27 protein-coding genes and 3 pseudogenes are annotated in these 25281 nt (G+C 32.9%); 21 read left to right on the top strand and 9 right to left on the bottom strand.

All coding sequences use genetic code 11. The features are described 5' to 3' along the window. Positions 1–160: 160 nt before the first annotated feature. From BAQ48_RS16335 to BAQ48_RS16345, 3 genes are all read right to left on the bottom strand, one after another. Positions 161–523, bottom strand: a complete 363-nt coding sequence (locus BAQ48_RS16335; RefSeq protein ID WP_071711918.1) for a hypothetical protein — start codon at positions 521–523, stop codon at positions 161–163. Positions 524–701: 178 nt separating this feature from the next. Further along, the gene (locus BAQ48_RS16340; RefSeq protein WP_071711919.1) at positions 702–1004 is read right to left on the bottom strand and encodes a hypothetical protein; all 303 of its coding nucleotides are present in this window, start codon (positions 1002–1004) and stop codon (positions 702–704) included. A 202-nt stretch (positions 1005–1206) separates the two neighbouring features. Continuing rightward, a complete protein-coding gene (locus BAQ48_RS16345) occupies positions 1207–2409 on the bottom strand; it encodes an MFS transporter (protein ID WP_071711920.1) in 1203 nt (400 codons plus the stop codon). Positions 2410–2728: 319 nt separating this feature from the next. On the opposite strand from BAQ48_RS16345, the gene BAQ48_RS16350 reads away from it, so the two are divergent. Next, on the top strand, positions 2729–2980 hold the full coding sequence (locus BAQ48_RS16350) for a hypothetical protein (protein ID WP_242660467.1): 252 nt from the start codon (positions 2729–2731) through the stop codon (positions 2978–2980). A gap of 91 nt (positions 2981–3071) precedes the next feature. Here the strand turns inward: BAQ48_RS16350 and BAQ48_RS16355 are convergent, their stop codons facing one another. Then, the gene (locus BAQ48_RS16355) at positions 3072–3224 is read right to left on the bottom strand and encodes a YqbF domain-containing protein (protein WP_071712142.1); all 153 of its coding nucleotides are present in this window, start codon (positions 3222–3224) and stop codon (positions 3072–3074) included. A 509-nt stretch (positions 3225–3733) separates the two neighbouring features. Between BAQ48_RS16355 and BAQ48_RS16365 the strand changes: the two genes are divergently transcribed. From BAQ48_RS16365 to BAQ48_RS16400, 9 genes and pseudogenes are all read left to right on the top strand, one after another. Then, on the top strand, positions 3734–4519 hold the full coding sequence (locus BAQ48_RS16365; protein ID WP_071711922.1) for a class I SAM-dependent methyltransferase: 786 nt from the start codon (positions 3734–3736) through the stop codon (positions 4517–4519). A gap of 158 nt (positions 4520–4677) precedes the next feature. Beyond that, positions 4678–4866 (top strand): DUF3970 family protein, encoded by a 189-nt coding sequence (locus BAQ48_RS16370; protein WP_071711923.1) that lies wholly within the window; start codon positions 4678–4680, stop codon positions 4864–4866. 78 nt (positions 4867–4944) lie between these two features. Beyond that, the gene (locus BAQ48_RS16375; protein ID WP_071711924.1) at positions 4945–5910 is read left to right on the top strand and encodes a nucleoside hydrolase; all 966 of its coding nucleotides are present in this window, start codon (positions 4945–4947) and stop codon (positions 5908–5910) included. Positions 5911–6033: 123 nt separating this feature from the next. Next, positions 6034–6276: a GlsB/YeaQ/YmgE family stress response membrane protein gene (locus BAQ48_RS16380; RefSeq protein ID WP_000638303.1), complete on the top strand. Its 243-nt coding sequence runs from the start codon at positions 6034–6036 to the stop codon at positions 6274–6276. Positions 6277–6368: 92 nt separating this feature from the next. Beyond that, on the top strand, positions 6369–6764 hold the full coding sequence (locus BAQ48_RS16385) for a hypothetical protein (RefSeq protein ID WP_000847585.1): 396 nt from the start codon (positions 6369–6371) through the stop codon (positions 6762–6764). Positions 6765–6937: 173 nt separating this feature from the next. Next, a complete protein-coding gene (locus BAQ48_RS16390) occupies positions 6938–7084 on the top strand; it encodes a chorismate mutase (protein ID WP_071711925.1) in 147 nt (48 codons plus the stop codon). 140 nt (positions 7085–7224) lie between these two features. Continuing rightward, positions 7225–7410: pseudogene (locus tag BAQ48_RS28290) on the top strand (hypothetical protein); the annotation flags it as partial. Between the two features lie 228 nt (positions 7411–7638). Continuing rightward, positions 7639–8487, top strand: coding sequence for a P-loop NTPase family protein (locus tag BAQ48_RS16395; RefSeq protein WP_071711926.1), 849 nt, complete (start codon positions 7639–7641; stop codon positions 8485–8487). Between the two features lie 341 nt (positions 8488–8828). After that, positions 8829–9482 (top strand): YjgB family protein, encoded by a 654-nt coding sequence (locus BAQ48_RS16400; protein WP_071711927.1) that lies wholly within the window; start codon positions 8829–8831, stop codon positions 9480–9482. An 11-nt stretch (positions 9483–9493) separates the two neighbouring features. Here the strand turns inward: BAQ48_RS16400 and BAQ48_RS16405 are convergent, their stop codons facing one another. Beyond that, a complete protein-coding gene (locus BAQ48_RS16405) occupies positions 9494–10699 on the bottom strand; it encodes an MDR family MFS transporter (RefSeq protein WP_071711928.1) in 1206 nt (401 codons plus the stop codon). Positions 10700–10800: 101 nt separating this feature from the next. On the opposite strand from BAQ48_RS16405, the gene BAQ48_RS16410 reads away from it, so the two are divergent. The 5 genes from BAQ48_RS16410 (at position 10801) to BAQ48_RS16430 (ending at position 16330) form a co-directional block, all read left to right on the top strand. Further along, entirely contained in the window at positions 10801–12537 is a 1737-nt protein-coding gene (locus tag BAQ48_RS16410; protein ID WP_071711929.1) for an ABC transporter substrate-binding protein, read from the top strand. 159 nt (positions 12538–12696) lie between these two features. After that, positions 12697–13320, top strand: coding sequence for a YhbD family protein (locus tag BAQ48_RS16415; protein ID WP_000102262.1), 624 nt, complete (start codon positions 12697–12699; stop codon positions 13318–13320). A 13-nt stretch (positions 13321–13333) separates the two neighbouring features. Beyond that, positions 13334–14044, top strand: coding sequence for a bactofilin family protein (locus BAQ48_RS16420; protein WP_071711930.1), 711 nt, complete (start codon positions 13334–13336; stop codon positions 14042–14044). A gap of 18 nt (positions 14045–14062) precedes the next feature. Then, positions 14063–14770, top strand: a complete 708-nt coding sequence (locus BAQ48_RS16425) for a polymer-forming cytoskeletal protein (protein ID WP_071711931.1) — start codon at positions 14063–14065, stop codon at positions 14768–14770. Positions 14771–14794: 24 nt separating this feature from the next. After that, positions 14795–16330, top strand: coding sequence for an MDR family MFS transporter (locus tag BAQ48_RS16430; RefSeq protein ID WP_071711932.1), 1536 nt, complete (start codon positions 14795–14797; stop codon positions 16328–16330). Between the two features lie 54 nt (positions 16331–16384). On the opposite strand, the gene BAQ48_RS16435 is transcribed toward BAQ48_RS16430, so the two are convergent. Further along, positions 16385–16705 (bottom strand): hypothetical protein, encoded by a 321-nt coding sequence (locus BAQ48_RS16435; RefSeq protein ID WP_071711933.1) that lies wholly within the window; start codon positions 16703–16705, stop codon positions 16385–16387. 254 nt (positions 16706–16959) lie between these two features. On the opposite strand from BAQ48_RS16435, the gene BAQ48_RS16445 reads away from it, so the two are divergent. Next, positions 16960–17739 carry a BC_2878 family exosporium-associated protein gene (locus BAQ48_RS16445; RefSeq protein ID WP_071711934.1) on the top strand — a complete coding sequence of 260 codons (780 nt, stop codon included), beginning with the start codon at positions 16960–16962 and terminating at the stop codon, positions 17737–17739. 195 nt (positions 17740–17934) lie between these two features. Here BAQ48_RS16445 and ycaC read toward each other — a convergent pair. Continuing rightward, positions 17935–18570: pseudogene (gene ycaC / locus BAQ48_RS16450) on the bottom strand (isochorismate family cysteine hydrolase YcaC). A 290-nt stretch (positions 18571–18860) separates the two neighbouring features. Between ycaC and BAQ48_RS16455 the strand changes: the two are divergent. The 3 genes from BAQ48_RS16455 (at position 18861) to BAQ48_RS16470 (ending at position 22379) form a co-directional block, all read left to right on the top strand. Continuing rightward, positions 18861–19631, top strand: a complete 771-nt coding sequence (locus BAQ48_RS16455) for a GNAT family N-acetyltransferase (RefSeq protein WP_071711935.1) — start codon at positions 18861–18863, stop codon at positions 19629–19631. A gap of 535 nt (positions 19632–20166) precedes the next feature. After that, complete coding sequence (locus BAQ48_RS16460) at positions 20167–20862, top strand: CsxC family protein (protein ID WP_071711936.1); 696 nt, start codon at positions 20167–20169, stop codon at positions 20860–20862. A 128-nt stretch (positions 20863–20990) separates the two neighbouring features. After that, positions 20991–22379 (top strand): BC_2427 family protein, encoded by a 1389-nt coding sequence (locus tag BAQ48_RS16470; protein ID WP_084064741.1) that lies wholly within the window; start codon positions 20991–20993, stop codon positions 22377–22379. Positions 22380–22608: 229 nt separating this feature from the next. Here the strand turns inward: BAQ48_RS16470 and BAQ48_RS16475 are convergent, their stop codons facing one another. After that, complete coding sequence (locus BAQ48_RS16475) at positions 22609–23040, bottom strand: GNAT family N-acetyltransferase (protein WP_071711938.1); 432 nt, start codon at positions 23038–23040, stop codon at positions 22609–22611. Between the two features lie 224 nt (positions 23041–23264). On the opposite strand from BAQ48_RS16475, the gene BAQ48_RS16480 reads away from it, so the two are divergent. Beyond that, a complete protein-coding gene (locus tag BAQ48_RS16480) occupies positions 23265–24125 on the top strand; it encodes a DegV family protein (RefSeq protein ID WP_071711939.1) in 861 nt (286 codons plus the stop codon). Positions 24126–24219: 94 nt separating this feature from the next. Here the strand turns inward: BAQ48_RS16480 and BAQ48_RS16485 are convergent, their stop codons facing one another. Then, entirely contained in the window at positions 24220–24990 is a 771-nt protein-coding gene (locus BAQ48_RS16485; RefSeq protein WP_071711940.1) for a putative protein N(5)-glutamine methyltransferase, read from the bottom strand. A 109-nt stretch (positions 24991–25099) separates the two neighbouring features. Here BAQ48_RS16485 and BAQ48_RS28295 point away from each other — a divergent pair. Next, positions 25100–25231 (top strand): annotated as a pseudogene (locus BAQ48_RS28295) (APC family permease); the annotation flags it as partial. Positions 25232–25281: the final 50 nt, after the last annotated feature.

Genomic DNA, 25281 nt, shown 5'->3' on the forward strand with positions numbered 1-25281 from the left:
ACACATGTTTACATTTTATCATTTTTTTATGAAAATTAAAACGATTGACAAATTTAGAGGAAGGATTAGTTTATTTTAAAAGAGTGGGGAATATGTTTGAGAAAGCTTTTTAAAGTAAAATAACGCAGAAAATATTTTCTGCGTCTTACATGAAGTGTCATCAGTTCTTTTTATATGTACATAATCTTTCCACTGCATAAAAGTATACATTTAATGTACCATCGACAACTTTTATAGTTTGATCCGATGTAAATGAGTTACCATAATCAATGTGATACACATTAGAATCTTTTACAAATGAACCTTTGTATAAATCTTCTTTTTTCTTCGTTGTTTGCATTTCCACTAAATTTTGAATAATTTTTTCTTTCTTTACTTCTTTTACAACTGTTTCAAATTTATAAAATGTAGGACAAAGTCCATTTTTGTTGTCAACGACTTCCCAAGAACCGAATATATCATTATTGCTACATCCACTAAGTAGAATGATGAGTATTGGAATAAGTAATAGACCCTTTTTCATTTTCTTCTCCTTTCTTTTCAGTTTCAATAAACGTGCGAATACGATAAGACTATTGTAATAAAAAATGTTTAAATTTTTATAAAGAATTATTTAATTTCACATAAAAATTTGGAGAAAGGTGAGGTTTTTAAAGTGAAAAGGCATGAATCTAGTGTAATCTAGATTCATGCCTAGTACCCTATCTTAAGTTATGTTTGTTGAGGATAAATGAAGCGGAAAGAAGAATGACAATGCCATTTACAATATATACATTTACAATAACAAAGGTTAGGTTAGCTATTCCAAAACCATCTTTATCGAATATAGAAGTGAATGCTGTAGTAGTCAAAAAGATAATGGGAGTTAACAATAAAAATAGGAAACCTGCAACAATCCTTCTTTTAAAATTATTTTGAGATAAGGAAATGGCTAAAAAATTTAGGATACCAAACATAACTAATGAAAAAAGAAAGATAATTAATAATTGGATAACATCATACATTTCCACAGCTCCTTTTTGAAAAATCTATAATTTATTGTATTCGAAAGTAGTAGGGGATACTCCTCTAAATCTTTGACTATACAAAGTATATAATTTTTCATCCTAGAAATTGAAAAAGAATGGACCCAGTAAAATGCTGAATCCATTCTTAAGGAGTATAAGTCTTACTGCCCGTAAATCCTCTGCCGATTAAATTTTTACCTTATACATTCGCAGATTGTGACGTTTGTTTTTCAAATTGTTTTTGCTTAGATAGAGAAATAAAAATAATCAACAATGAAATAACTCCGAAGATGAGAACCATATATTGTAATCCAATCGTATCTAAGAAGAATCCCGTTCCGAGTAATACGATTTGGAACATAACTCTCTCAAACATATTACGGAATGAGAAGAGACGTCCGTGATAACTTTTTTCTACTTTCGTTTGGAAAATTGTCGACATAATTGGGAAGAAGCAACCTACACTAAATCCAAATAAACCAAATGATACAAGGGCCATCCATTTTACATCACTAAAGAATAACGAAAGGTGTGCAAACGCAGTACAAACTGCGAAGAAATATAGTAATTTTTCAGGTTTGAAATGATCAGATAGACGTTTAATAACGAAAGCACCTAGCATAAATGCGATACCTTCAATTGTATATATGAATCCTTTAATCGTTGGATCATGTTGCATTTCGCTAATATTAATAACCATTAAATTAAACCCGGCTATAAATAATAGGGGGATAATACTTAATATAAGTGCTGTAAAAGCAATTGGAATTCCTTTTAAAATACGAAAGACTTCCATAAAGCTATTATCTTTTGCAGCTTGTTTACTTGGTGTTATTGATTTCTTGTCTTCAAATTGCAGGAAGAAAGTTGAGAGGAATAGTAAAGCGTATGCTGCCATGGAGAGGGCATACATATACTGTAAACTCATTACAACTAAAAGAATTCCACCTAGTGAAGTACCTGCAATACGAGCGATGGTACCTACATTCATATGGACACCGTTCATCTGTAATAACTCATGTTCACTAACAATTAGTGGGATTACAGATTGTAATGCAGGGAAATAAAATGCAGCTGAAATTTGAAGTGCAATCATAAATGCAATCATAAAGGCGATACTTTCATATTGAATAGCGAAAAACATAAAAATAACACTTAAAACTCGACCAAATCCAGCATATAGAAGAACTTTCTTCTTTTCATACTGATCGATAACACGACCAGCCATAGGACCAACTAGAACACCTGCTAGTAATCCGATAAATAATATAACTGATTTCATGAAATCAGAAGGGACATATTTTTGCATGAATTCAAGGTTACCAAGTATACCAAGCCATAATCCTAGACCAGCAATAAATTCCCCAATTAGAACAATCCAAACGTTTTTATTACGCCACATAATATAAAACCTCTCCGTCTTTTAAAATAAAAAACTCGTATATAAAACCTCCTTATTTATGTATTATTTTTTCACGCTCTTTTTTAGAGTCAGAGTCTATAATACGTGTTTCATTAGTGGATTTCAATCTTTTTGATTGTGTAAATGTTCGTAGGTTTATATATTAAAAGAGTGTAAAAAATATGAATGTGTAATTCAATTGTAAATTCTTATATAATGCTATTTATATTTAAATATTCAGATGTTAAAATTTATTATTAAGTAGGAGGTGAATAGTATAGAAACACATTTATGTGAAGTAAACCTATGTAGCACATATTTGACTAGCGTAAAGTTTGAAGAGGAAGTATACAAATTCCTCCTTCGTAAAGATGAAATAGTAGGGGAAACTTTATGTTTATTAGAGAATGAAAGAGAGTATGTTTTATTACATGAAGAACAAGCTATGAAAACAGGGGTTTATATAACAGGTCAATTAAAAAAAGACTTGTTTAAAGGTTGGTTATGGATAAGTGTGAATGAATCTGGTATATATAGAAAAAAAGTGACAGAATTAGAATTAGAAACGTAACAATTTATAAAAGAATCGATCAACATCGATATAGGAAATAAAAAAGGTCAAACCCCTCTCATGTGAGAGGGGTTTGACCTTTCAATTTAAGTTAGGCAGAAAACTCTTCTTTACGTACTTCGAAGAATTCATTTCGGCGTAAGTAATTATACGTTTTTTCCGAAACTTCTTCTTCTTGAGAGACTAAAAAACGACGATTAAACGCATAGAAGGATTGACCTTTAATTAATTTTACGTAATATATTTTAAACGCCTCCTCTAACTGGGATATGTCTTGCTTCATATTATGATAGCCGATATCCCTATTAAAAATACTTGGAGTTTGAAAGAGGATAAGTGGAAAAATGAAAGAGCTTACAAATTTGTAAGGTTTGTGTCACCTTTTCCGATAGTTTCAATTAATCAATTGCTACTATACTACAAATAAGTTCCATAAAATAAGGGGGTAAAAAGATGGATGAAGTAATTGGAGAAGTTGTAGCTGGAATTTGTGAATTTGTAGTAGAAGTAACGGCAGATGTTATAGGTAACTTAGTTTCAGGAAATGAAAAAGAGGAAAAAGAAATTTTATAGAAAGATTTAAATTAAAAAACTGATTTTAACATACATAGATAAACTGTGGGATACGTCTCACAGTTTTTTATTTCTTGGGGTGATATGTCATACGTCTAAAAGAGGAATTGATAATATGAACGAGAACTTATTAATTAACTGAATCGTATATGTGAATAATAATAGAAAGAAGATGATAAAATGAGCAAAGAAGAGCTTGTAAAGAAACAGTTCGGTAGTAATGCAGAGAAGTATGTGAAAAGTAAAATACATGCACAAGGACCGGATTTACAATATGTAGTTCAACAAGTTGAAACTCGCCATAATACTCGACTTCTTGATATTGCTACTGGTGGTGGACATGTTGCAAATATATTAGCACCTATGTTTGCAGAAGTAGTTGCACTTGATTTAACAGAAACGATGTTGGAAAAAGCAAAAGATTTTATAAAGAAAAATGGGCATGAAAATGTTTCTTTTGTAGCTGGAAACGCAGAAGATTTACCATTTGCAGATCAATCTTTTGATACAATTACATGCCGTATTGCAGCACACCATTTTACGAATCCGGTGCAATTTATTTTTGAGGTGAATCGTACGTTACAGGATAAAGGGCTATTTATATTAATAGATAATGTCTCACCAGAAAATAATGAATTTGATACTTTCTATAACTTTATAGAAAAGAAACGAGATCCGAGTCATGAACGAGCTTTAAAGAAAACAGAATGGATTAAGTTATTGGAAAAAAGCGGTTTGCAAATGCAGTCATGTTTCACCTTTGATAAAAAGTTTGATTTCGACTGGTGGTGTGACATGATGGACGTACCAGTGCAAAAGCGTGAAAAGTTAACAGAGTGTATGATGAAAACACCAAATGAAATGAAAGAATACTTTAATATTCAATTTGAAAATCATAAAGTAGAGTCGTTCTATACTGAAATGGCAATGTTTATATGCAAAAAAAGTACAACGTTACAAAGATAGAGTGAAATTTTAGTCGGTGGGAGAGTGTCCACTTCTTTCTTATTACTAGTCTTCACCAATCGAGCTGCCCCCGGCAAATAGCAGAATAAATATGTTGCAGTCTTTCCGAAGTACGATATACTTAGTACAGAGAAAATGAGAATTGAGGAATAGTAATAATGATTCGTGTACGTATTGAAGGAACTGAGGAAGAAATGCTTGAATTTATGGAGAAAATGCCGGACATTCCTGGTTTTGAAAAAACACATATGAGAGAACCGAGAAGAGGAAATAATCCAAAATATGATTCCAGTAAAAATGTACTAGCATATTTATCTTATAAAAAGATAGAAGTCGCCAATAAATAGGCGGCTTTTTTTATTTTGTGCGGTTTCACCCCCTTGTCTTTTTCGCATAATAATGATAGTAGGTTACGCTGAAGAGGGGTGAAGACAGTTAATAAGAAAATAATTTTTTTCGGAGATTTTGGTATTGATGATGCCGTAGCTTTAATTTATGCAAATAAAACATGTAAATTAGATATTTTAGGTATTGTTGCAGAGTATGAGAATGTATCGAGGGAAATTGTTACGGAAAATGTATATTTTTTAGAAAGATACTATGCGACAAAAGTGAAAATTATTGAAGGGGCTAGTAGGCCTATGACAGCTGAAGAACCTTTATTTTTCCCTGAAATTCACGGTGATCACGGATTGGGACCAATTATTCCACCTGAAATGCGAAATTGTAAAAGGGAAAATTTTTGTGAGTTGATTACATTAATTGAGCCGTGTCCAGAAGAGATTATTATTGTTGCGACGGGACGGTTGACAACACTTGCAACGTTATTTTTATTGTATCCAAATGTAATGAATCGTATTTCTTCTTATTATATAATGGGAGGCGCTTTTCTATTTCCTGGTAATGTTACACCAGTATCTGAAGCGAATTTTTACGGTGACCCAATTGCGGCGAATATTGTTATGAAGTATGCGCAGAATGCTACTATATATCCGTTAAATGTAACGCAAGCAGCACTTATTACACCTGAAATGGTCGATGTTATCGATAAACAAGGAACCGGACAGGCGAAATTAATTAAGCCAATGATTGATTTTTACTATGATAACTTTTATAAAAAAGAGTATCCGGGTATTGGTGGGAGTCCGATTCACGATTTACTTCCGTTCATTTCATTTATTAATGATGATATTTTTGAATATAAAAAATCAGCAGTTTGGATAAGTACGACAAATGATGTAACGAGAGGTCAAAGTGTTGCGGATTTTAGGAAAATATTTGAGCCAACGACGTTTGATAATAGACCTGTACAAAAAATCGCGGTTGGTTTTAACTATCCAGCTTTTAAAGACGAGTTTATGAAGACGATATTGAAGCCAGATTGTCCTTAAGTTTTTTATATACAATCTGAATGATTTTTAAAGAGCGAATAACTTATGAGAAATGAAACATAACTAATGATAAGTAATTGTTTCTAATTATAATTTTTTTTTCTATATAAAGGAGGCTTTCATATGATTTGGTCATTAATTGTCGGTGGTATATTAGGATGGTTTGCAAGCTTAATCACTGGAAGGGATGTACCTGGTGGTGTAATTGGTAATATTATTGCTGGTATTGTCGGTTCTTGGCTCGGTACGGCGCTACTCGGTAAATTTGGTCCTGTTATAGGCGGATATGCAATTGTCCCGGCTTTAATAGGCGCAATTATTTTGATTTTCATCGTAAGTTTTATATTTCGATCAATGCGAAAATGAATACAAGGGACTGCTTGCGTTTGTAAGCAGTCCCTTTGAATTATGTTGTTTAATCTGTTATGCTACTGTTATACAATCAGGAGGTGTCAGCATTGAAAACATTTACAGTAAATTTCCATCAAGAAGATAATGCAAAAGCGACAACAGTACATAAACTAAGTGAAGAGGACTTCAATAAAGCAACAGAAAAAGGTACTCGTCATCTATTTGATTTAGATACAAACGTTGGTTTCTTTGTATTCTTTGACGCAGAAGATGCAGAAGGAAATGATCAATACTTAATGTTACAATACGAAGGGGATCATGAAGAGCCTAGCGCTTGCTACGGATTTGATTTAAAACTATACTATCAATTTTTAGCGCTATACTTAAACGATCTTGAATTCCATGGCGAGACAGATGAGGAAGAGGAAGAGTATGGTCCGATTCATCATTTAGCGCATTTACTTTATCATATTGTGGAAGATGGTAAATCAATCGAAGTGTAATATATATATTTGAAGCTGTCCTTAATTAGGACAGCTTTTTAATTATATGATATAGGTTATATAGACCACAGGTTAAATAAGTGGAGTTTACGTTAGGTTTCTTATTTCTTCCATGTTTCAATGGCGATACATCTGTTATAATGAGCGTAAATAAATTTCTGGAGGCTAATTCAATGCTTGTAGATGTAAAACACTTTATTAAAGCAGCAGGTTTAACATGTATAACGGCACTGTGTGGAGATAGTACATTCGCTCATAATTTTGAAACTGTAAAAAGTACAATTACTACATATGTAAAGAAATTAACACTTATCTCTTAGTTTTACTTTAACGGGTTCAGTTACGGGAGAGAAAATATAAAATAACACACAAATTAGGGATGTAAATCACATATGATTTAGCATCCTTTTTTATTGTTATTACAGTGTTTAAGCACTTTTATCATTGCCAAATTGGTTTTTATATCTATTCTAATTTCAATCCAAAATACGCACAAATGGCTCTAACGATACTTCGAACCCATTATTACTTTTTTATGCCATTTACTACAAAGGAAGGGAAAAAGAAAACAGTAAAAACACAAGCACAAAGATTGGGGATTACTGACAAAGTGTTTGATTTAAAAGATATAATTTACTTTAGATAGTTCACTCAAATAATGGTGGACTATATTTTTTTTGAAAGGGAAATGGAAAATTTATGATAAAATAATTATAGAGATTGTGAAAAAATGTTCTTAAATTAACGGTCAGGTTACTTTAAGAAGGATTTTTCAAAGGAAATGGTGAACATCATATTTTGAAGGGGTGATTGCAGTGGAGTAAGTGATTTTTTTAATCTTGGTTAAATACTTTGAAGGAAGGGATTTATATCTATGAATACAAAACTAATAATAGTAGAAGGTTTACCTGGGTTTGGAAAATCAACCACTGCAAAGCTAATAAATGAAATTCTAAGCCAAAATAAAATTGAAGTTGAACTATTTTTAGAGGGAAATTTGAAGCATCCAGCCGACTATGATGGTGTATCTTGTTTTAATAAATTTGAATTCGATAGATTATTATCTAACAGTGGAAATTTTAAAGAGGTGCTTCTTAAAAGAGTTCTAAAAAAAGGAAGCAATTATTTATTACCATACAGAAAGATAAAAAATGAGTTTGGTGACCAGTTTTCGGACGAATTATTTAACGCTATTTTTAAAAACGATATATATGAATTATCATTTGATAAAAATGTTGAATTAATTGCTGACAAATGGAATGACTTTGCTGAAATTGCTCTAGAAGACAATAAGGTTTATATCTTTGAATGTTGTTTCATACAAAATCCATTAACTATTGGGATGATTAAATATGGTGAACAAAAAGAAAAAATAATAAATTATGTAATGAAAGTTGCAAAAATTATAGAGAATTTAAATCCAATTTTATTGTATGTAGAACAAGATAATCTTGAATTTTCATTTAGGAAGGCATTAAAAGAAAGAACTCCAGAATGGTCCACAGGAATTGTCGACTATTACACTAACCAAGGCTATGGGAAAGAACATAACCATTCAGGTGTAGAAGGAGCGATAAACGTTCTTGAAGCTAGAAGGAATTTAGAGTTAGAAATATTCGATATGTTAAAAATGAAAAAAGAAAAAATCAATAATACAAAATATGAAATTGACTCATATAGGTCAATGTTAAAAGATAAGTTAACAACACAAATGGTGAAATAGCTTTTTACACTAACTGGTGCTTTAGTTTGCTATTTATAATGTGAAACGGGGTGCGAAATGCATACAAATTATTGTGTTATTTCTAATGGTTATTAGCATTTTTCTCTCCCTAAACTGAACCCGTTAGTTTTACTTCAAGTTCTTTTTTATTTGATATAAAGTCTGTTATTTTTTGTATTTACATATACCTTTTGTGACACACTCTATTTCATGCGATAGAAGAAGGATATAGAAGGTAAAAAGAGAAGGGGTATATAAGGAAAGTATAAACAACAAAATCTCGATTTAATTCAAGCTAAAAATGATGTTATAGAATGTTTATGAATAGGAGGTAGAAAAGTATGAAAGTATATTTGAGAGTACTGAAATTTTTTCTAACTTTAACATGTGTAATAACATTGATTGCTTGTACGAATACGGAGGAAAAGAAACAAAAAAATTCAACATCTGAAAATGATACTTCTGAAATGGGTAACAAGAATGAGGATGCTGAGCTGAAAAATCAAGATTCAACAAAACCTTCAGCCGATTCTAATTCGAAAAATACAGCACTTAACCAAAAATCAATTAACCATGTTAAAGAGTTGTTTGAACAAGCGAAAGAAGGTAAAGCGCCTAATATACCGTATGCAGCACATACAGGTGACATCGAGGAAATCGAAAAAGCGTGGGGAAAAGCAGATAAAACAGAGCAAGCAGGTAACGGAATGTACGCAACTTTTACAAATAAAAATGTTGTATTTGGGTTTAACAAAGGATCACAAGTTTTTGATGTACGTTCTTATCATGCTGAACTTAAGTTAATTACGTTACAAGAAATTGAAAAAGCTTTAGGAAAACCAGCATCGGTTAAAGTAAATGGTAATGATAAAATATACGTTTATAAAGTAAATGACCAATTTGAATTAAAGTTCGTTATTCCAAATTCAACTGGTAAAGTAAATCATATTTCGGTTTTCTCACCGGAGGATAGTATTAATAAAATGGCAGGTTAAAAGAGCTGTTCCTATAGGGACAGCTCTTTTACTTTTGTACGTTCTAATGACTGAACGAAAACGGCTTGAATGATTCCGCCAATTATTAAGAAGAAGGCACAAATATAAAATAAAGTACTACCACTAAATGTGCTTACTAATAATGCTCCTACAAACGGTCCGCAAGTTCTTGAAATATCCCAGTGTATACCGTAAATCGAAAAGTACAATCCGCGTCTATGACTTGGAGCGATTTGTGAAACGAATCGAAGTAAATGATTTAAAGCAATGCTTTGCCCAATTACTAAAAAGAGTAATGTAAAGAATAATGACCATATTGTTGTAGAATAACCGTATCCAATCGCAGCTAACGTATAGCAAGTATAGGAAATGATAATGATTTTTGACATTGAAAATCGTTCGGACCATTTTACAAGAAATATTTGGAGAATGACTTCCATAACAGCTTTACAAGTCGAGATAAATACGAGTACGTATAGAAAATTTGGAAATACACTTTCGGCATATATTCGATAATTCGATTCGGTTTGAGCGTAGAAAAAACTAATAGGAAGTGTCGAAACCATAAGACCAAATACAGCATAATGTTTTGAAATAAATTGTTTCGGTGAATATATGTCTTTCGCTGTTTCGGCATTTTTCATAAGTGGAGCTGTTTCAGGAAGCTGCGTCCAAATGAGTACGGCATATAGCGTAAGTGCTACACCTTGCAGCATAAATAAATATTCAGGGTGGCTATTATAGAAAAAGGCGCCGAGTAATGGACCAATTACAGACCCAATCGCTCCCATCGTTTGCAAAACAGCAAATATTTCAGCCTGTTGTTCTTTCTTTGTTAAGTCAGCGATTTGAGCCCGCTGTGCGGGAATATATAAGGAGCGTCCAATACCATTTAAAATATACAGTAAAGCGAAAAACGCGACTGATTCAGCGAAAACGAATCCACTTACGGCAAAAGCTTGTAAAAGTAATCCGATTAACATGATTTTCTTTCGGCCGTATTTATCTGTTACACCCCCAGCAATTAATGTAAACACAATATCAGATAGTGGCTGTAATCCAAAAAGAAGCATCGTTACGATGATATTTCCATTTAACGCTTTATTAACGTGAACAATAAAAATAATGGCTAACATCGCTTCTGTCGTTCGGACTAATAATTCACCAAAAAAACGAATGAGAATGGGCTTGTTATAACGATTTATCAGTTGATTCATTTCTATGTCCTCCTCTCTATATTGAAATGATAAGATGGAAGCGAGAAATGAAAAAGGGTAGAATGAAAGTGGGAGATTTTTCATCTTTTAGGGGGCGCTTTATGACGATTTTGGAGCAATATATGCACCTATGGCTTCAGTATGGAAAAGGAAGATCAGAAGGAGAACAAATAGAAATAACAATACAAAATATATCTGAAACGTTGTTTTGTACAGAGAGAAATAGTAAACTAATCATAAAAAAATTGGAAGAACTACATTGGATTATGTGGTTTCCTGGAAGAGGAAGAGGAAATCGTTCGAAATTGTCATTTGAAAAACATCCACTATGTTTAATTTTAGAAAGAGGAAAAGAAATAACGAGACAAGGGGATGTAAAAAGCGGAAACGCCTTTATTGAAAGGTATGAATCGTATTTTCCATCGCTTCAAATAAAATTTCAAACTTGGGTCGATTCGATATTTGGTTATCAAGTTGAACGGACATTTCAAGGAAGAAAAGATGTACTACGTTTGCAAGTACAAATGAATCTCGACATCGCAGTAGACCCTGTCTACGCTACAATGCGCTCGGAATGTCATATGGTAAAACATATATTCGACACACTCGTATATGTAGACGGTAATACAAACATTATAGAACCAAGACTTGCATTTCACTGGGAATATAATGATGCTGACAAGATATGGACGTTTTATTTACGAAAAGGAGTCCGCTTTCATAACGGAAAACAACTTACTGCACATGATGTTATATATTCATTGAATCGATTTAAGAAAGCTCATAACAATCCACACGCATGGATGTTACAACACGTTGCATCTGTCCGTTCAGTAGATGATTATATTGTTGAAATTCAATTACATATGGAAAATAGAATGTTTTTACATATGTTAAGTGCAGAACAGTGTTCTATCGTAAATGAAGATGAAGCAGGAGACTTAATTGGAACAGGTCCTTTTAGGTTAAATAAAAGGAATGAAAATCTATTTATATTAGAAGCTCATCATTTATATTTTCGAGAAAGACCTTTCCTAGATCGAGTTGAATTATGGAATGTAAAGCAAAGTGTAAATACATATGATGTTTTAGTAAAGGCGCAGTATAAAGATAGAGAGAAACATAATAAAGAACTGTCTCGACTTGAGTCGAATGTGACATATATAACATGTAATCTTGCAAAAGAGGGACCAATGCAAGATGAGTTATTTAGGAGAGCGCTATATAAAATCATTCATGGCGATACAATCGTTCAACAACTTGGCGGGGAACGTGGAGAAGTGGCAAAAGAGCTATTATTAGCAAATGATATCGCAATAAAGAGTGAAGAAGATATACAAGGTTTAATTAAGGGAAGTACTTACCGTAATGAAGTGCTACAACTTTATACATTTAAAGGACGGGACCATGTTGAAGATGCACATTGGATACAAAAAGAGTGTTCGAAATATGGTGTGAATATGGAAGTCAATTTTCTTGAAACAGAAGAGTTACTGCACATAAATACGATACAAAAAGCCGATATGATGCATGATAGCGCAACGATTAGTGAACGGTTAGAAGATAGTTTGCTGTACATGTTTCTTACAAAAAACAGTTTCGTTCATCAGCATAGCAATATAAAATTTAATGAAGTATTACAGCCGTATTTTACGGAAAATCAATTAAAGAAACGGGATACATTGTTGCGCGATATTGAGGACACATTGTTACGTCAAATTCATATTATACCGTTATATCGCAACAAGCAAGAGGTAAGTACACATGAAAAAGTACAAAATATAATGATTAATTCACAAGGGTGGATTGATTTTTATAAAATATGGTTTAAACCTTGATGAATAAAGGTTCTTATGCATTTTCCATGAAATGTGTAAGGGCCTTTTTTGTATGTAAAATAGGTTTGTTTTACATATTGTTACGCTACATGTTATAAAAGTATATTTACAGCGTAACAGTGTTATGTTACATTGTTATCAGGAAGGAGTGTTATACAGTTGAGTACAGATTTAATTTCAAAAAAAGATTTATTAGAGCTTACTGGTATTTCATATGGACAGTTATATAGGTGGAAGAGAAAAAATTTAATTCCGGAAGATTGGTTTGTTCGGAAGTCAACATTCACTGGTCAAGAGACATTTTTTCCGAAAGAAAAGATATTAGAGCGTATAGATAAAATCCAAACGATGAAAGAGGATTTATCACTAGATGAATTAGCGAATATGTTTTCGCCAAGTGTGACAGAGATTCTTTTAACGAAAGAAGATATCATTCGTAAAGGGATTACATCAGAATCTGTTTTACAATTCTTCATAGAGCAAACGAACAAAACGGCAGACTTTCGATTTGTAGATATTCTTTATGTGTATATGTTAGAAGAATTATTACAGTCAGGCGAAGTTAGTTTGGAAGAAGGGAAAATGGTTCTGCAAGTTTTACGAGAAAATTATGAAGCGATTAAGCATAAAAATTGTGACTTAGTTATGATCCGAAAAATGGGGATTTCTACATGCTTATTAGTATCAAATGTTGAAGATTTGATTTTTGAAAAGGGAACGAAGATTGTTTTACGCGAAGCAATTATGAAATATACCGAAGCATTAAAAACTAAACTATTGTAGTGGAGGAGAAATAATGCGTACAGAAAATTTAATTATAAACGGTTATGGTACATCGAATGGTGGTGAGTTTTATAAAGTACAACTAAATGGAAAAGGGACTGTGAATGGAAATGTTGAATGTGAGCAATTTGAATGTAACGGTTACGGTGCAGTTACTGGCGATTTGAAAAGTAATAGTGCACGAATTAGCGGATCTGGTAAAGTCGATGGCACAGTTCATGCTGAAACGATGCGAATTGATGGAAAAGCAACAATTACGCAAAATGTAAAGGCAGACAGTTTGAAAATTGCAGGAAAAGGTACGATAGGTGGAAATGTCACTGGTGAAGAATTTAAAGTCAATGGTCAAGCCACAATTGACGGTAATTGTGAAGTGGATACTTTTTCTTCAGAAGGACAATTTACAATTGGCGGATTATTAAGCGCTGATGAAATAAATATTAATATTCACGGTACATGTCGAGCGAAAGAAATTGGCGGTCAAACGATTAAAGTAAGACATAGATCAGGTACATTAAGTAGGCTGTTTAAAACAGTATTTGGTTTGCAGTTAGAAGCTGAACTTTTAGAAGGTGACAATATCGATATTGATTATGCTCACATAAAAACGGTAAGAGGAAACAATGTTACAGTAGGACCGAACTGTGAGATTGAACTCATTGAGTATACTGGTGTTCTTACTGTTGATAAAAGTGCAAATGTAAAAGAAATTAAGCAGATGTAAGGGAAGGGAGAAATCAGTATGGAACATCAACATAGTCTTACAGTGAATGGTTCGGGTAGTTCGGCAGGCGGAGATTATAATAAAGTGAAGATTCGCGGCGAAGGAACAATTTCTAACGATATGAGTTGCAATGACTTTAAAACGTACGGCACAAGCGACGTGCGCGGTAATATGAAAGTTAAAAATTATGTCGTGTATGGAGATAGTGAAGTACAAGGGAATGTAAATGCTGAATATATAAAAGTATACGGTAACACAAAAATAAATGGTGATGCTCATATTGAAAAAATAAAAGTTAGAGGTATGATAGATATTGCAGGAAAGTTTTCAGGTGATTTTGTCGATGTAAAAGGTGCTTTAAATGTGAAGGGAGATATTGAAGTGGAGGAACTATCACTAACGGGTGGTCTTGAAAGTGATGGATTACTTAATGCCGAAAATATTGAAATTTCACTCCGTTATGAAGGAAGTAAAGTAAGAGAAATCGGGGGTAAAAAGATTACAGTTCGTAAAAAATCGCGATTCGTTCCATTTATAAGTCATGCTGGGAACCTTCAAACATCAATTATTGAAGGAGATGATGTTTATTTAGAACATACTATTGCTGAAGTAGTAAGAGGAAACAACGTTACAATTGGACCTGGATGTGAAATTAGTGTTGTAGAATATCATACTAGTTTTAATCAGAAAGGAAATGCATTCGTCAAAGAACATAAACAAATATAAGTAGTACGAGGGAGAATACGAGATATGGTTGAGAAGAATAATAAGCTCGGCTTTGTTGTGGCGGGCTTATTGCTAGGTATACTAATGGCATCAATGGATAATACCATTGTCGTAACGGCGATGGGAACGATTGTTGGTGACTTAGGAGGCCTTGAAAACTTTGTATGGGTCGTTTCTGCCTATATGGTCGCAGAAATGGCAGGTATGCCGATTTTCGGTAAACTATCAGATATGTATGGTAGAAAGAGATTTTTTATTTTCGGTTTAATTGTCTTTATGATTGGTTCGGCACTTTGTGGGACTGCTGAAAATATTACACAGTTAGGTATTTATCGTGCCATCCAAGGTATTGGCGGCGGGGCATTAGTGCCGATCGCGTTTACTATCGTTTTTGATATTTTCCCTCCTGAAAAGCGCGGGAAAATGGGCGGATTATTCGGAGCGGTATTTGGTTTATCAAGTATTTTCGGGCCGTTACTTGGCGCATATATTACAGATTACATTAGCTGGCACTGGGTATTTTATATTAACTTACCGCTTGGCGTTTTAGCACTTATTTTTATCACATTCTTTTATAAAGAGTCACGAGTTCATAGAGAGCAAAAAATTGATTGGTTTGGCGCAATTACTTTAGTTGGTGCAGTAGTTTCTTTAATGTTTGCTTTAGAACTTGGTGGACAAAAGTATGATTGGGATTCTAGCTTTATTTTAAGTTTATTTGGCGGATTCGCTATTTTAGTCATTGCATTTATATTTATTGAACGTAAAGTAGAAGAACCAATCATTTCATTTGAAATGTTTAAACAACGCTTATTTGGAATGAGTACCATTATTGCATTATGTTACGGAGCTGCATTTATGTCAGCAACTGTGTATATTCCGTTATTCATTCAAGGTGTATATGGCGGGACTGCAACAAACTCAGGATTATTACTTTTACCTATGATGCTAGGATCAGTCGTAACAGCGCAGTTAGGCGGATTTTTAACGACTAAGCTGAGCTACCGAAACATTATGATTATTTCTGCTGTTATTATGCTCATCGGATTATTCTTATTAAGTACGTTAACGCCAGAAACAAGTCGTGCCTTATTAACTATTTATATGATTATTATCGGATTTGGAGTAGGTTTCTCATTCTCTGTACTAAGTATGGCTTCAATTCATAACTTCGGTATGGAACAGCGTGGATCTGCGACTTCAACGAGTAACTTCATTCGTTCATTAGGAATGACACTAGGTATTACAATCTTCGGAATGATCCAAAGAACAGGTTTCCAAGATCAATTAGAAGAAGCATTTAAAGATATGAGCGGGGGAATGAATACAAATGCTTTAGGAGATTCAAGAGCTATTCTATCAGAATCGGCAAGATCTCAAATTCCACCGCAAATATTAGATAAAATTATTGACGCTCTTTCTAGCTCAATTGTCCAAACATTTATGTGGGCATTGGTACCAGCTGGTTTAGCATTCATATTTATTTTCTTTATGGGAAATGAGCGCATGGTAATTAAGAAACAACAAACGAATAAAAAGAGTGAAACATCAAAAGCATAATGAAAAAGCTCCTTTCCAATTGGAAAGGAGCTTTTTCGTATGTACGGTGTTAGATTAGCCTTCGATAATTTCGTATTCTTCGTCTGCAAGTAATAAAATTTGTGTTTTCTTACCTTTGTTTTGAACTTCGATTACATCGTATGCACCTAAGTCTCTTACTTTGCTTTGAGAAGCGTTAACCATAACTTCAATAGAATCAATTAAGATATCTTCTTCAATGTATGATTCAGGCAATGCCATATCTTCAGTATCTAATACACATGCGTATAGATTTTGTAAGTTTTCAGCAGTTGGATTTTGCTCCTCAACATCAATGATGTTTTTTACTGCTTCCACATTTTCTTCTTTTGCTTGGTACACTTTAATTTTAGCCATTGTTTTAATCTCCTTTATAACGTAATCGTAGAGGCTACACCTCATTATAACGTTTTTTTCATGAAAGATGAAATTGTTATATGTATTTATAGTAAAAAATATGTGTTATCACTCATTATTGGTGCAAGATCCTTATTCATATTATGAATCGGGAACTGTATTCCTACGTTAAAGTTATATTGTCCAAGCTTTTCTTATATTCCGCTCATATTATATGTATTAGATAAAACATATAGGGAAGGGATGGAGTGTAAGTGGGTTGTGAGCCGAAACGAAATTATCGTTGTTGCCAAAATAGTATTTGTGAATTTTTGCGAAATCTAAAGCCTTTTACAAAAGTTGAGAGTATTGTAATCGCCGGAAACGAAATTGTTGTATCTTATTTTCTTTCATTTAATAAGAGGAATGGTATCGTATCTTTTGTACAAGAGGATAATGAAGTTATTTTTGTAGATTGCTCTAGGATTGATGCAATTCGAATAGGAAAAGTGTGTAGTTGTAAAACGAAAGTTAAATTTATTGAAGAGGATTTTAGTTTGCTTGGAAATGTTTGTCCGCGATGTTTAACAGAGGGAAGTACACTTTTTTTTGACTTTCACAATTCAGAATTGAATTTATCACTACAAGCAAAAACAATTGATGCACCTAGTTGTACTGAGTTTATAGATGAAAATGGCAATGTAGTGAAGCAGGTTACAATAGTTGGGGAAGCAGTTGTTTCTAAAGACTTTATTCAAGTACCGGAACTGTTAAATTTTCGATTAGTTTTATCTGATACGGCTGGGAATCCTTTGAAATTTGGAATACTGTTCATTAATTTCCCTGATCTTACGTTTATTATTCTTTTCGCATCGAGTGGATACCTCAACATTTCGAATTGTTTGAGAATGGAGAGTGAAACTGGTAATGCTGAAATAGAAGAAATGAAAAAGATAATAAATAATGACAATAATACGTACAAGTCAATTATTAAGGTGACTAAAATATATACAAATGGTGCCATAGAATCCTTTACTTCTAAGAAGGAGATATAGCGTATTTATAATTGATTAATCCTCTTACAAGATAGTGAGAGTTTATATATATATGAATTGAATTGTATTAACGAAAAAATTGCTTTGTTAATATGAATGTTAGTAAAGCAAATAAGAAAAGGGCTATTGAAGTAGCCCTTTTTTACTATGTAAATAGTTGTGAGTAACTTTTATTAAGATTAATTAATAATTGTGTTATTTACTAAATTCTTTTTGAGCTCCCATGTAGCTTCCGATGATATTTTGATAACTTGGAAGGTGCTTAGCAAGTAAAGCTCCAAAGCCTTCAACATCATTTCTCCAGTCACGCTGTAATTCAGCTGCAACGCTAAACCAGTTCATGAGTTGAACTCCCCCATGGGCCATACGCATAAGAGCGGCATTAGCGACTTGTTTATTAAAAGTTCCAGATGCATCAGTTGCCACAAACACTTCATATCCTGCATTTACAGCAGATAGCGCTGGGAATGCAACACAAACATCAGTAACGACGCCTGCGATAATTAGCTGTTTTTTACCTGTTGCTTCAATAGCTTTTACAAATTCATCATTGTCCCATGCGTTTATTTGTCCAGGACGCGCTATTTTAGGCGCATTTGGAAAAAGTTCAATTAATTCTTGCATAAGTGGGCCATTTGGGCCATCTTCAAAGCTAGTTGTTAAAATAACCGGTAAATCAAAAAACTTAGCGGTATTTGCAAGAGCTAAAACATTGTTTTTGAACTCATCAGTGCCATAGTCACGCACTAGGCTAGAAATTAGACCAGTTTGGTGATCCACAAGAAGAACAGCGGCATCACTTTTTCAAAGACGAGAATAAAAATCAGACATTTTATAATCCCCCTTAAAAAGTTTATTTACAAATTAATCTTACAGTTATTTAGATGGGTTTGGTATACGTGAAAAAGTTTTTCAATAAATTGTCTTTATTTAGATATAAAGATGTATATTTTAAAACTGCAAAAGTGAATTTTACTTTTTTGATTAGGTGTTATAATAATTTTATATTTATGAATATTTTATAATTATATGAAATTTAGTAGATGTTTGCTTATATGTAGAATAAAAGGACTTATGAAAAAAGTAGAGGTACATTGATTCTAATGAAAGCAGGAATGTAAATGATATATGAAGCGAATATGTATACAAGAGAAAAACTAGTTACTATGTTCGAAGATTTCAATAACGTTGTTTTACTTTCTTATTTACAGGGACATATGGGTACCGCTTGGGTAAATAATCTTGAAAATCCAACAGTAGCGCAAATTACGATAGGGATTTTCACATTTTATGCTGGGGATTCAAATGCGAAAGAAACAGAAGAATTAGTACGTAATATTCCTGATAGAACGTTAGTAATCGTGAATAATGAAGAGTGGAAAAAGCGTTTAGAAACATTTTACGGTAGAAAAATAGATAAGTTTTTACGCTATAAATTCAAACGTAATGCGGAAGTTTTTAATCGTTCAAAATTACAATCTTTTATATCAGTGCTTCCAAAAGGATACGAGTTAAGAAGAGTAGATGAAGATATCGTAAATAACCCTACATTACATAAAGTCTCTGAAGATTTTATAAGTCAATTTCAATCAGTTGAAGATTATATAAACCGAGGTATAGGGTATTGTATTTTGCATAAAGGAGAAGTTGTATGCGGTGCATCATCATATAGCATTTATGATAAAGGGATTGAAATTGAAGTAGCGACTGATCACAATCATAGAAAAAAAGGATTGGCGACTATAGTTAGTGCAGCGCTAATCTTGGCCTGTTTAGAAAAAGAGATATATCCAAACTGGGATGCAGCGAATACTACATCTGCAAAACTAGCAGAAAAGTTAGGATATGTTTTTGATAAGGCATATGATACTTATTTTGTGGATAATAGGTAAATGAAAGAGGATTTGTACGAATTGTACAACGCAAAAAAGCTAACAGATCCTATTAAATTAATATTAATTAATTCTTTTTTAAAATTACAAATTGGGTATAAAAACCGACTTAAAAAAGTCGGTTTTTATTTTTTAACAATAAGGTAAGGTGCTTCCAATATTAATTTGCTGGTGCATGAATATTATGGAATGAAGAAATTAATAAAATTAATTTTATCTATCTTAATAAATTTAAGAATAGAATTTTGAAAGTTTCTTCGGAAATATTGTTATCTTTTTAACTATTGAACTTACTCAACATATTATGGTATTTTTCCGCGATTCTAGTTAAGAAATTTCATTTTTAATAGGTAAATATTCATAAAAACTAAGTATATTAAGCTGTGTATATTTGACTATTAAAGAGAAAATACTCTTTATATTTGCAAATGATAAAAGTGACTATGATACAAGCCCACGCATTAATAGAAAAAGTACATATACAGTAAAGAGAGTAAAAAAACTCTAAATTCTTTTATAAAGGAGATTATAAAATATGAGTGAACAATGCCCAATTAATGTACCATGTCAAGTAGAAGGACAAACTCAAACACCATTAAGTGATGCAGCTGCAACACCAATTCTTACTCCAGGAGCACCGATTGTAAAAATACCAGTTGTATTAGCAGAAAGAACAATTCAAATTGTTGTAGAATCTGATATTTCATTAGATCCTCCAGCAGTTGAAATTAAACGTATCTTAAAAAATGTATTTTTAACACAGTGTAAATTAGTTCCTGTAGCATTTACTCCAGTACCAGGTACAAATTACCGCCGAGTTACAAGAGCAAAATTATTTGTACAAGGATATATTCGTAAAAATATTGAATATGCAAATGATGAGTGTAATGGAGTGCTATATGACCGCGTTGCTAATGTTCCATTTTCTGGTTTTGCAGATTTAACAGCAGCTGATTTTCTATCACAAGCTTTAGTAGCTGCTTCCTCAGATACTACTTCTCACTTTATTAATCCTAAAAATGGTGATCTACCACGTTTAGACAAATACTTCTTCGAAAATACAGTTTTTTATAATGAACAACCGTATTGCGAATTAGTCAGCGCTCAATTTTTCGAGTTAGACTTTTCCCCTTGTCCAACAGAATTAAACGAGCCATTTGAAACTCTTCGTGAAAAAATTGTACTAGACCTTACTTTAAAAGTGTTGCAAGTACAACAAGTACAAGTATAAAAATAAAAAAGGCGTTGTCTTTAATAAAAAGACAATGTCTTTTTTATTATTATAAAACATATATAATGATGAAATGCTCGCGTACAAAAAGCATATTCTTATGAATTTCATCAGATGGGGGGATGGTGATGAATAAGCCATGGGTTGGTAAGGGAATATGGAACAAAGTTTACAAAGGGAAAATGCTGAATGTTCAAGATGATTCGGGCGAAATAAGAAAAAAAGGGGAGATTGAAGAAATTGAATCAAAAAAAGAAGACGTAGTAATGGAACTAGAGAGAGAAGAAATGACAATTGAGTTAAAGAAAGAAAGGGAAGAAACTGGATCAGTAAAAGAAGATAAAGAAATTAGATTAGAGGAAGAGAAAGATGTAGATGTAGAAACTGGATCAGCAAAAGAAGGTAAAGAGATTGGATTAGAGGAAGAACATGTAGTAATTGAACCAGAAAAAGAAGAAATGATAATTGAATCAAAGAAAGAAAGAGAAGAAACTGAATCAGTAAACGAAGATGAAGAGATTAGATTAGCGGAAGAAGATGAAGAAACTGAATCAGCAAAAGAAGGTAAAGAAATTGGATTAGAGGAAGAAAGTGTAGTAATTGAACCAGAAAAAGAAGAAATGACAATTGAGTTAAAGAAAGAAAGAGAAGAAACTGGATCAGTAAAAGAAAATAAAGAAATTAGATTAGAGGAAGAGAAAGATGTAGATGTAGAAACTGGATCAGCAAAAGAAGGTAAAGAGATTGGATTAGAGGAAGAAAGTAAAAAAATTGGATTAGAGAAAAAAAGTATAGATTCAGGATCGAAAATAGAGACTTCAGTACGTTCAATAGTAGTAAAAACTCCATTTTCTATTATTTCGGATGTGACTAGTTTTATAAAATTCCCTAATATTAATGTGAAAACTCAAGAGGCGTTTGTATTTCGTAATGAACAAGATGTAGGCGGGCGTGAGCTGGATGCTAAGTTATTAACTACAGTGCAACATTATCATGAAGGAGTTAATTGTAATTTAATTTCTTCAAATCTTTATGAAAAGAGAGTGCTTTTAGAAATTCCTAATCAAAAAGTAAAAGGGAATATGGAAGGGAATTGGGTAGATGCATCTTCGTGGATTCCTATCCACGGTATAATATTAGAGAAGGAAGATGAAGCAGACGTAAATAATTATATAACTGCGAAACTACCAATAGAAATAGGGAGATATAAAGGTGAAGTTAGTTTACAAGAAAAAGTAGAATTTAAAGAAAAAGTTATAGGGATAAAAGAGGTGTCACAGGAAATTATTTTAACAAAAAAAGAATTCTTATTGCCAAAAATAATAAAGGAAGGAAATAATTCATCTAAAATTGAAAAAGGGAGTTTACTTGTAGAAGGTTATATTTTTCAACGTATAGAATTTATTTCAGAGCGCAGTATATCTCATGATAACGCGTATCAGCTAATACAAAATATTGTATTGAAATTAACAGTGCAATTATTACAAGAACAGGAAGCTTGGGTGCGGATTATATAAATGATTACATCTCCAAAAATTAGCTAATAATATCTTCAGGAGTATGTAATAGTGAAACTTCAAAATAATGCTAGTAAATTTTTAAACGAGCTAGCAAATAAGGGATGGGAAAAGATGCGAAATACAACTGATGGATTGTTTGAAAAAATTATTTGATAGATGAAACGAATAAATCTTCGTTAAAACATGATGTATATTAGAAGGTATATCCCCTACAAGTAAAGAAAACTCACAACTTAAATAGTAATACATGTTTATCGTAAGTTTTTAAACACCAATTATATTTTTTTAGAATAATTGGATGGACAACCTCTTGTGTTGTATCTACTTCAGTAAAACCATATTTTTTATAAAAGTTTTTTAATTCTTCGAAAGGGAGACAGAATACATTTTGAATATGTAATTTCTTCGCTGTTTGCACTAAAAATGAAACGAGTTCTCCTGCTAATTGTAACCCTCTAAATTTAGGGGCGATGAAAATACCACCCATTTCCATAGTCTCTCCGTCAATTTGGACTAAACGACCTACACCTGCATACTCACCCTTATATGTAATAATCGCAACTTTATCTCGATTTAAATCACTTGGTACAAATCCTATGGATTCGTATTGTTTATTAATCCATTCTAAATCTTGAAAGGTGGCTAGTTGTATACCCATATGTCTCCTCCTTTGGAAAAGTATTAATATTCTTATTATATATAGCTTATTACATAGTGAAAAGGGGATAAATCGAAATCATTTTTCTCAGCGGTTCAAGTTTTGAAGAATAGTGCATATAATATAAAGTCTTTTCCTTTCTTCATTTAAGTTTTACGTATATAATTTAAAAGTACTATTATTTATTTTCATATTTATATTTTTAACAGAATAGAGGTTTAAAAATGGGTGTTAAAATCATTACGGATAGTGCGGCGGATTTACCGGTAGAATTGCTGCAGGCATATGATATTGATTTAATTCCACTCCGTGTATATGATGAAGCAGAAACAGAGTATTTAGATGGAGTTACATTAAATTCAGTTACATTATTGCAAAACATGAGAGAAGGCGCAGTGTATAGAACGTCATTGCCTTCACTTGAAACGTTCCAAGAAAAATTTGTTTCTTATGCAAAAGAAGGTAATCCTTGTATATATTTAGCTTTTTCATCTGAACTATCTGGTACATATCAATCGTCAGTTGTTATTAAAGAAGAAGTAAAAGAAACATATGCTGATTTAGATTTAGAAATTATCGATACGAAATGTGCTTCGCTTGGTCAAGGGCTTGTCGTATTAGAAGCTGCTAAAATGGCGAAAGACGGCGCATCAAAAGAAGATATTTTAAAGCGTGTTGATTTTCTAATGAACCATATGGAACATATCTTCACTGTAGCTGACTTACAGTACTTAGTGAGAGGTGGACGTTTAAGTAAAGTAGCAGGATTCATCGGTGGTTTACTAAACATTAAGCCGATCTTAAACGTGGAAGAAGGAAAACTTGTACCACTTGAAAAGGTAAGAGGGAAAAAGAAAGTGCTTGGCCGAATTGTAGATATTATGGAAGAGCGCGGAAAAGACTTAAAAGGTCAAACGATCGCTATGACTCATGGTGATGACTTAGAAACGGCCGAGGCATTAAAAGCATTAATTACAGAAAGATTTGGCTGTGAAGTATTTATCGTAAATACAATTGGTGCAGCAATCGGAGCACATACAGGACCTGGTGTTATTACGTTATTTTTCTTAAATGAAGTAGAGTAAAGGATTGATCTTTTGATCAATCCTTTTTGTTTATTGTTATAATGCTAAGAAAATTATTATTTCATTTGTGATTAAGGCTAAGTACTTATTTAATCTAAAAACCAGAATTCAATCCGATAACGACAGTAGCGTCCAGTTTCTCGTCTCTAACCACTTTCGTAGTGAGGCCAGCACGAGTGAAAATTTCAAATGTCTGAGGTGCCTGTATTTCACTCGTCTCTATCAAAAGATGTCCTCCTGGTGCTAGCCAGAGAACCGCTTCATCTACTACTCTTCGCTGAATGTCAAGTCCATCCACTCCGCCGTCAAGCGCCAACTTTGATTCATATAGGCGAGCCTCCTGTGGAAGCAGTTTGATAGCTTCAGTAGGAACGTAAGGTACATTCGCAACTAAGGTGTTCACATGACCTTTAAGTGAAAGGGGAAGAGATTTATACAAATCACCTTCAAAAACATGGCCACCGAAATCCATTACGTTGCGGCCAGCGCATTGTACTGCGATAGGGTCAATGTCAACAGAATATAATTCAACTTGTCCTAAAGCTGCCGACAGTGCGACACCTACAGCACCTGATCCGCAACATAAGTCAACAATGATATCATTGGAGCATGACAGGGCTTCAGCTTGGTGAACAAGGAACTTGGTACGTTGGCGCGGCACGAAAACACCTCGGTCCACTTCTATCCTCAAACCACAGAACTCTGCATATCCAACAACATATTCTAGAGGTAAACCATCAACTCGCATTTTCACCATTTTTTTAAGGTCATCAGGAGTTCGTGCCTCTGAGATAAGGAAACGAGCCTCTGCTGCTGCGAAAACACAACCTGCGCTCTGAAGCTGGTTAATTATACATTTTTCCATTTTATCGCCTAATAAGAAATTAAATTGTTTTCCTATTTATCTCACCACTTTTGATAAGTTTATTTATAATCCTGTATTCGTTAAAGAGTGAAGATATCCTTCTGTTGTGGCTGGAGTTAAGTTAATAAAGAATAGGCTAAGTGAAATTTTTTCTATTATTGCGTTTACATGTTGTGTAGCGGTTTATCCTTTTATTGGAGGAGTGATACTTATTCCAATAGCGGTAGATCTAGTGCTGTAATGCTACTTACATTGGAAAAAAGGTAGACTTTTAAATAGGAAAAAATAAGA

Source organism: Bacillus luti (assembly GCF_001884105.1).
GTDB lineage: Bacteria > Bacillota > Bacilli > Bacillales > Bacillaceae_G > Bacillus_A > Bacillus_A luti.

Bases quoted from the DNA above. Each gene is read 5' to 3' on its own strand.
- BAQ48_RS16390 (WP_071711925.1), top strand. From the start codon at position 6,938: ATGCTTGTAGATGTAAAACACTTTATTAAAGCAGCAGGTTTAACATGT.
- BAQ48_RS16485 (WP_071711940.1), bottom strand. From the start codon at position 24,990: ATGGAAAAATGTATAATTAACCAGCTTCAGAGCGCAGGTTGTGTTTTC.
- BAQ48_RS16335 (WP_071711918.1), bottom strand. From the start codon at position 523: ATGAAAAAGGGTCTATTACTTATTCCAATACTCATCATTCTACTTAGT.
- BAQ48_RS16470 (WP_084064741.1), top strand. From the start codon at position 20,991: ATGAATAAGCCATGGGTTGGTAAGGGAATATGGAACAAAGTTTACAAA.
- BAQ48_RS16410 (WP_071711929.1), top strand. From the start codon at position 10,801: ATGACGATTTTGGAGCAATATATGCACCTATGGCTTCAGTATGGAAAA.
- BAQ48_RS16480 (WP_071711939.1), top strand. From the start codon at position 23,265: ATGGGTGTTAAAATCATTACGGATAGTGCGGCGGATTTACCGGTAGAA.
- BAQ48_RS16420 (WP_071711930.1), top strand. From the start codon at position 13,334: ATGCGTACAGAAAATTTAATTATAAACGGTTATGGTACATCGAATGGT.
- BAQ48_RS16340 (WP_071711919.1), bottom strand. From the start codon at position 1,004: ATGTATGATGTTATCCAATTATTAATTATCTTTCTTTTTTCATTAGTT.
- BAQ48_RS16475 (WP_071711938.1), bottom strand. From the start codon at position 23,040: ATGGGTATACAACTAGCCACCTTTCAAGATTTAGAATGGATTAATAAA.
- BAQ48_RS16400 (WP_071711927.1), top strand. From the start codon at position 8,829: ATGAAAGTATATTTGAGAGTACTGAAATTTTTTCTAACTTTAACATGT.
- BAQ48_RS16345 (WP_071711920.1), bottom strand. From the start codon at position 2,409: ATGTGGCGTAATAAAAACGTTTGGATTGTTCTAATTGGGGAATTTATT.
- BAQ48_RS16435 (WP_071711933.1), bottom strand. From the start codon at position 16,705: ATGGCTAAAATTAAAGTGTACCAAGCAAAAGAAGAAAATGTGGAAGCA.
- BAQ48_RS16460 (WP_071711936.1), top strand. From the start codon at position 20,167: ATGAGTGAACAATGCCCAATTAATGTACCATGTCAAGTAGAAGGACAA.
- BAQ48_RS16395 (WP_071711926.1), top strand. From the start codon at position 7,639: ATGAATACAAAACTAATAATAGTAGAAGGTTTACCTGGGTTTGGAAAA.
- BAQ48_RS16425 (WP_071711931.1), top strand. From the start codon at position 14,063: ATGGAACATCAACATAGTCTTACAGTGAATGGTTCGGGTAGTTCGGCA.
- BAQ48_RS16430 (WP_071711932.1), top strand. From the start codon at position 14,795: ATGGTTGAGAAGAATAATAAGCTCGGCTTTGTTGTGGCGGGCTTATTG.
- BAQ48_RS16380 (WP_000638303.1), top strand. From the start codon at position 6,034: ATGATTTGGTCATTAATTGTCGGTGGTATATTAGGATGGTTTGCAAGC.
- BAQ48_RS16405 (WP_071711928.1), bottom strand. From the start codon at position 10,699: ATGAATCAACTGATAAATCGTTATAACAAGCCCATTCTCATTCGTTTT.
- BAQ48_RS16455 (WP_071711935.1), top strand. From the start codon at position 18,861: ATGATATATGAAGCGAATATGTATACAAGAGAAAAACTAGTTACTATG.
- BAQ48_RS16365 (WP_071711922.1), top strand. From the start codon at position 3,734: ATGAGCAAAGAAGAGCTTGTAAAGAAACAGTTCGGTAGTAATGCAGAG.
- BAQ48_RS16370 (WP_071711923.1), top strand. From the start codon at position 4,678: ATGATTCGTGTACGTATTGAAGGAACTGAGGAAGAAATGCTTGAATTT.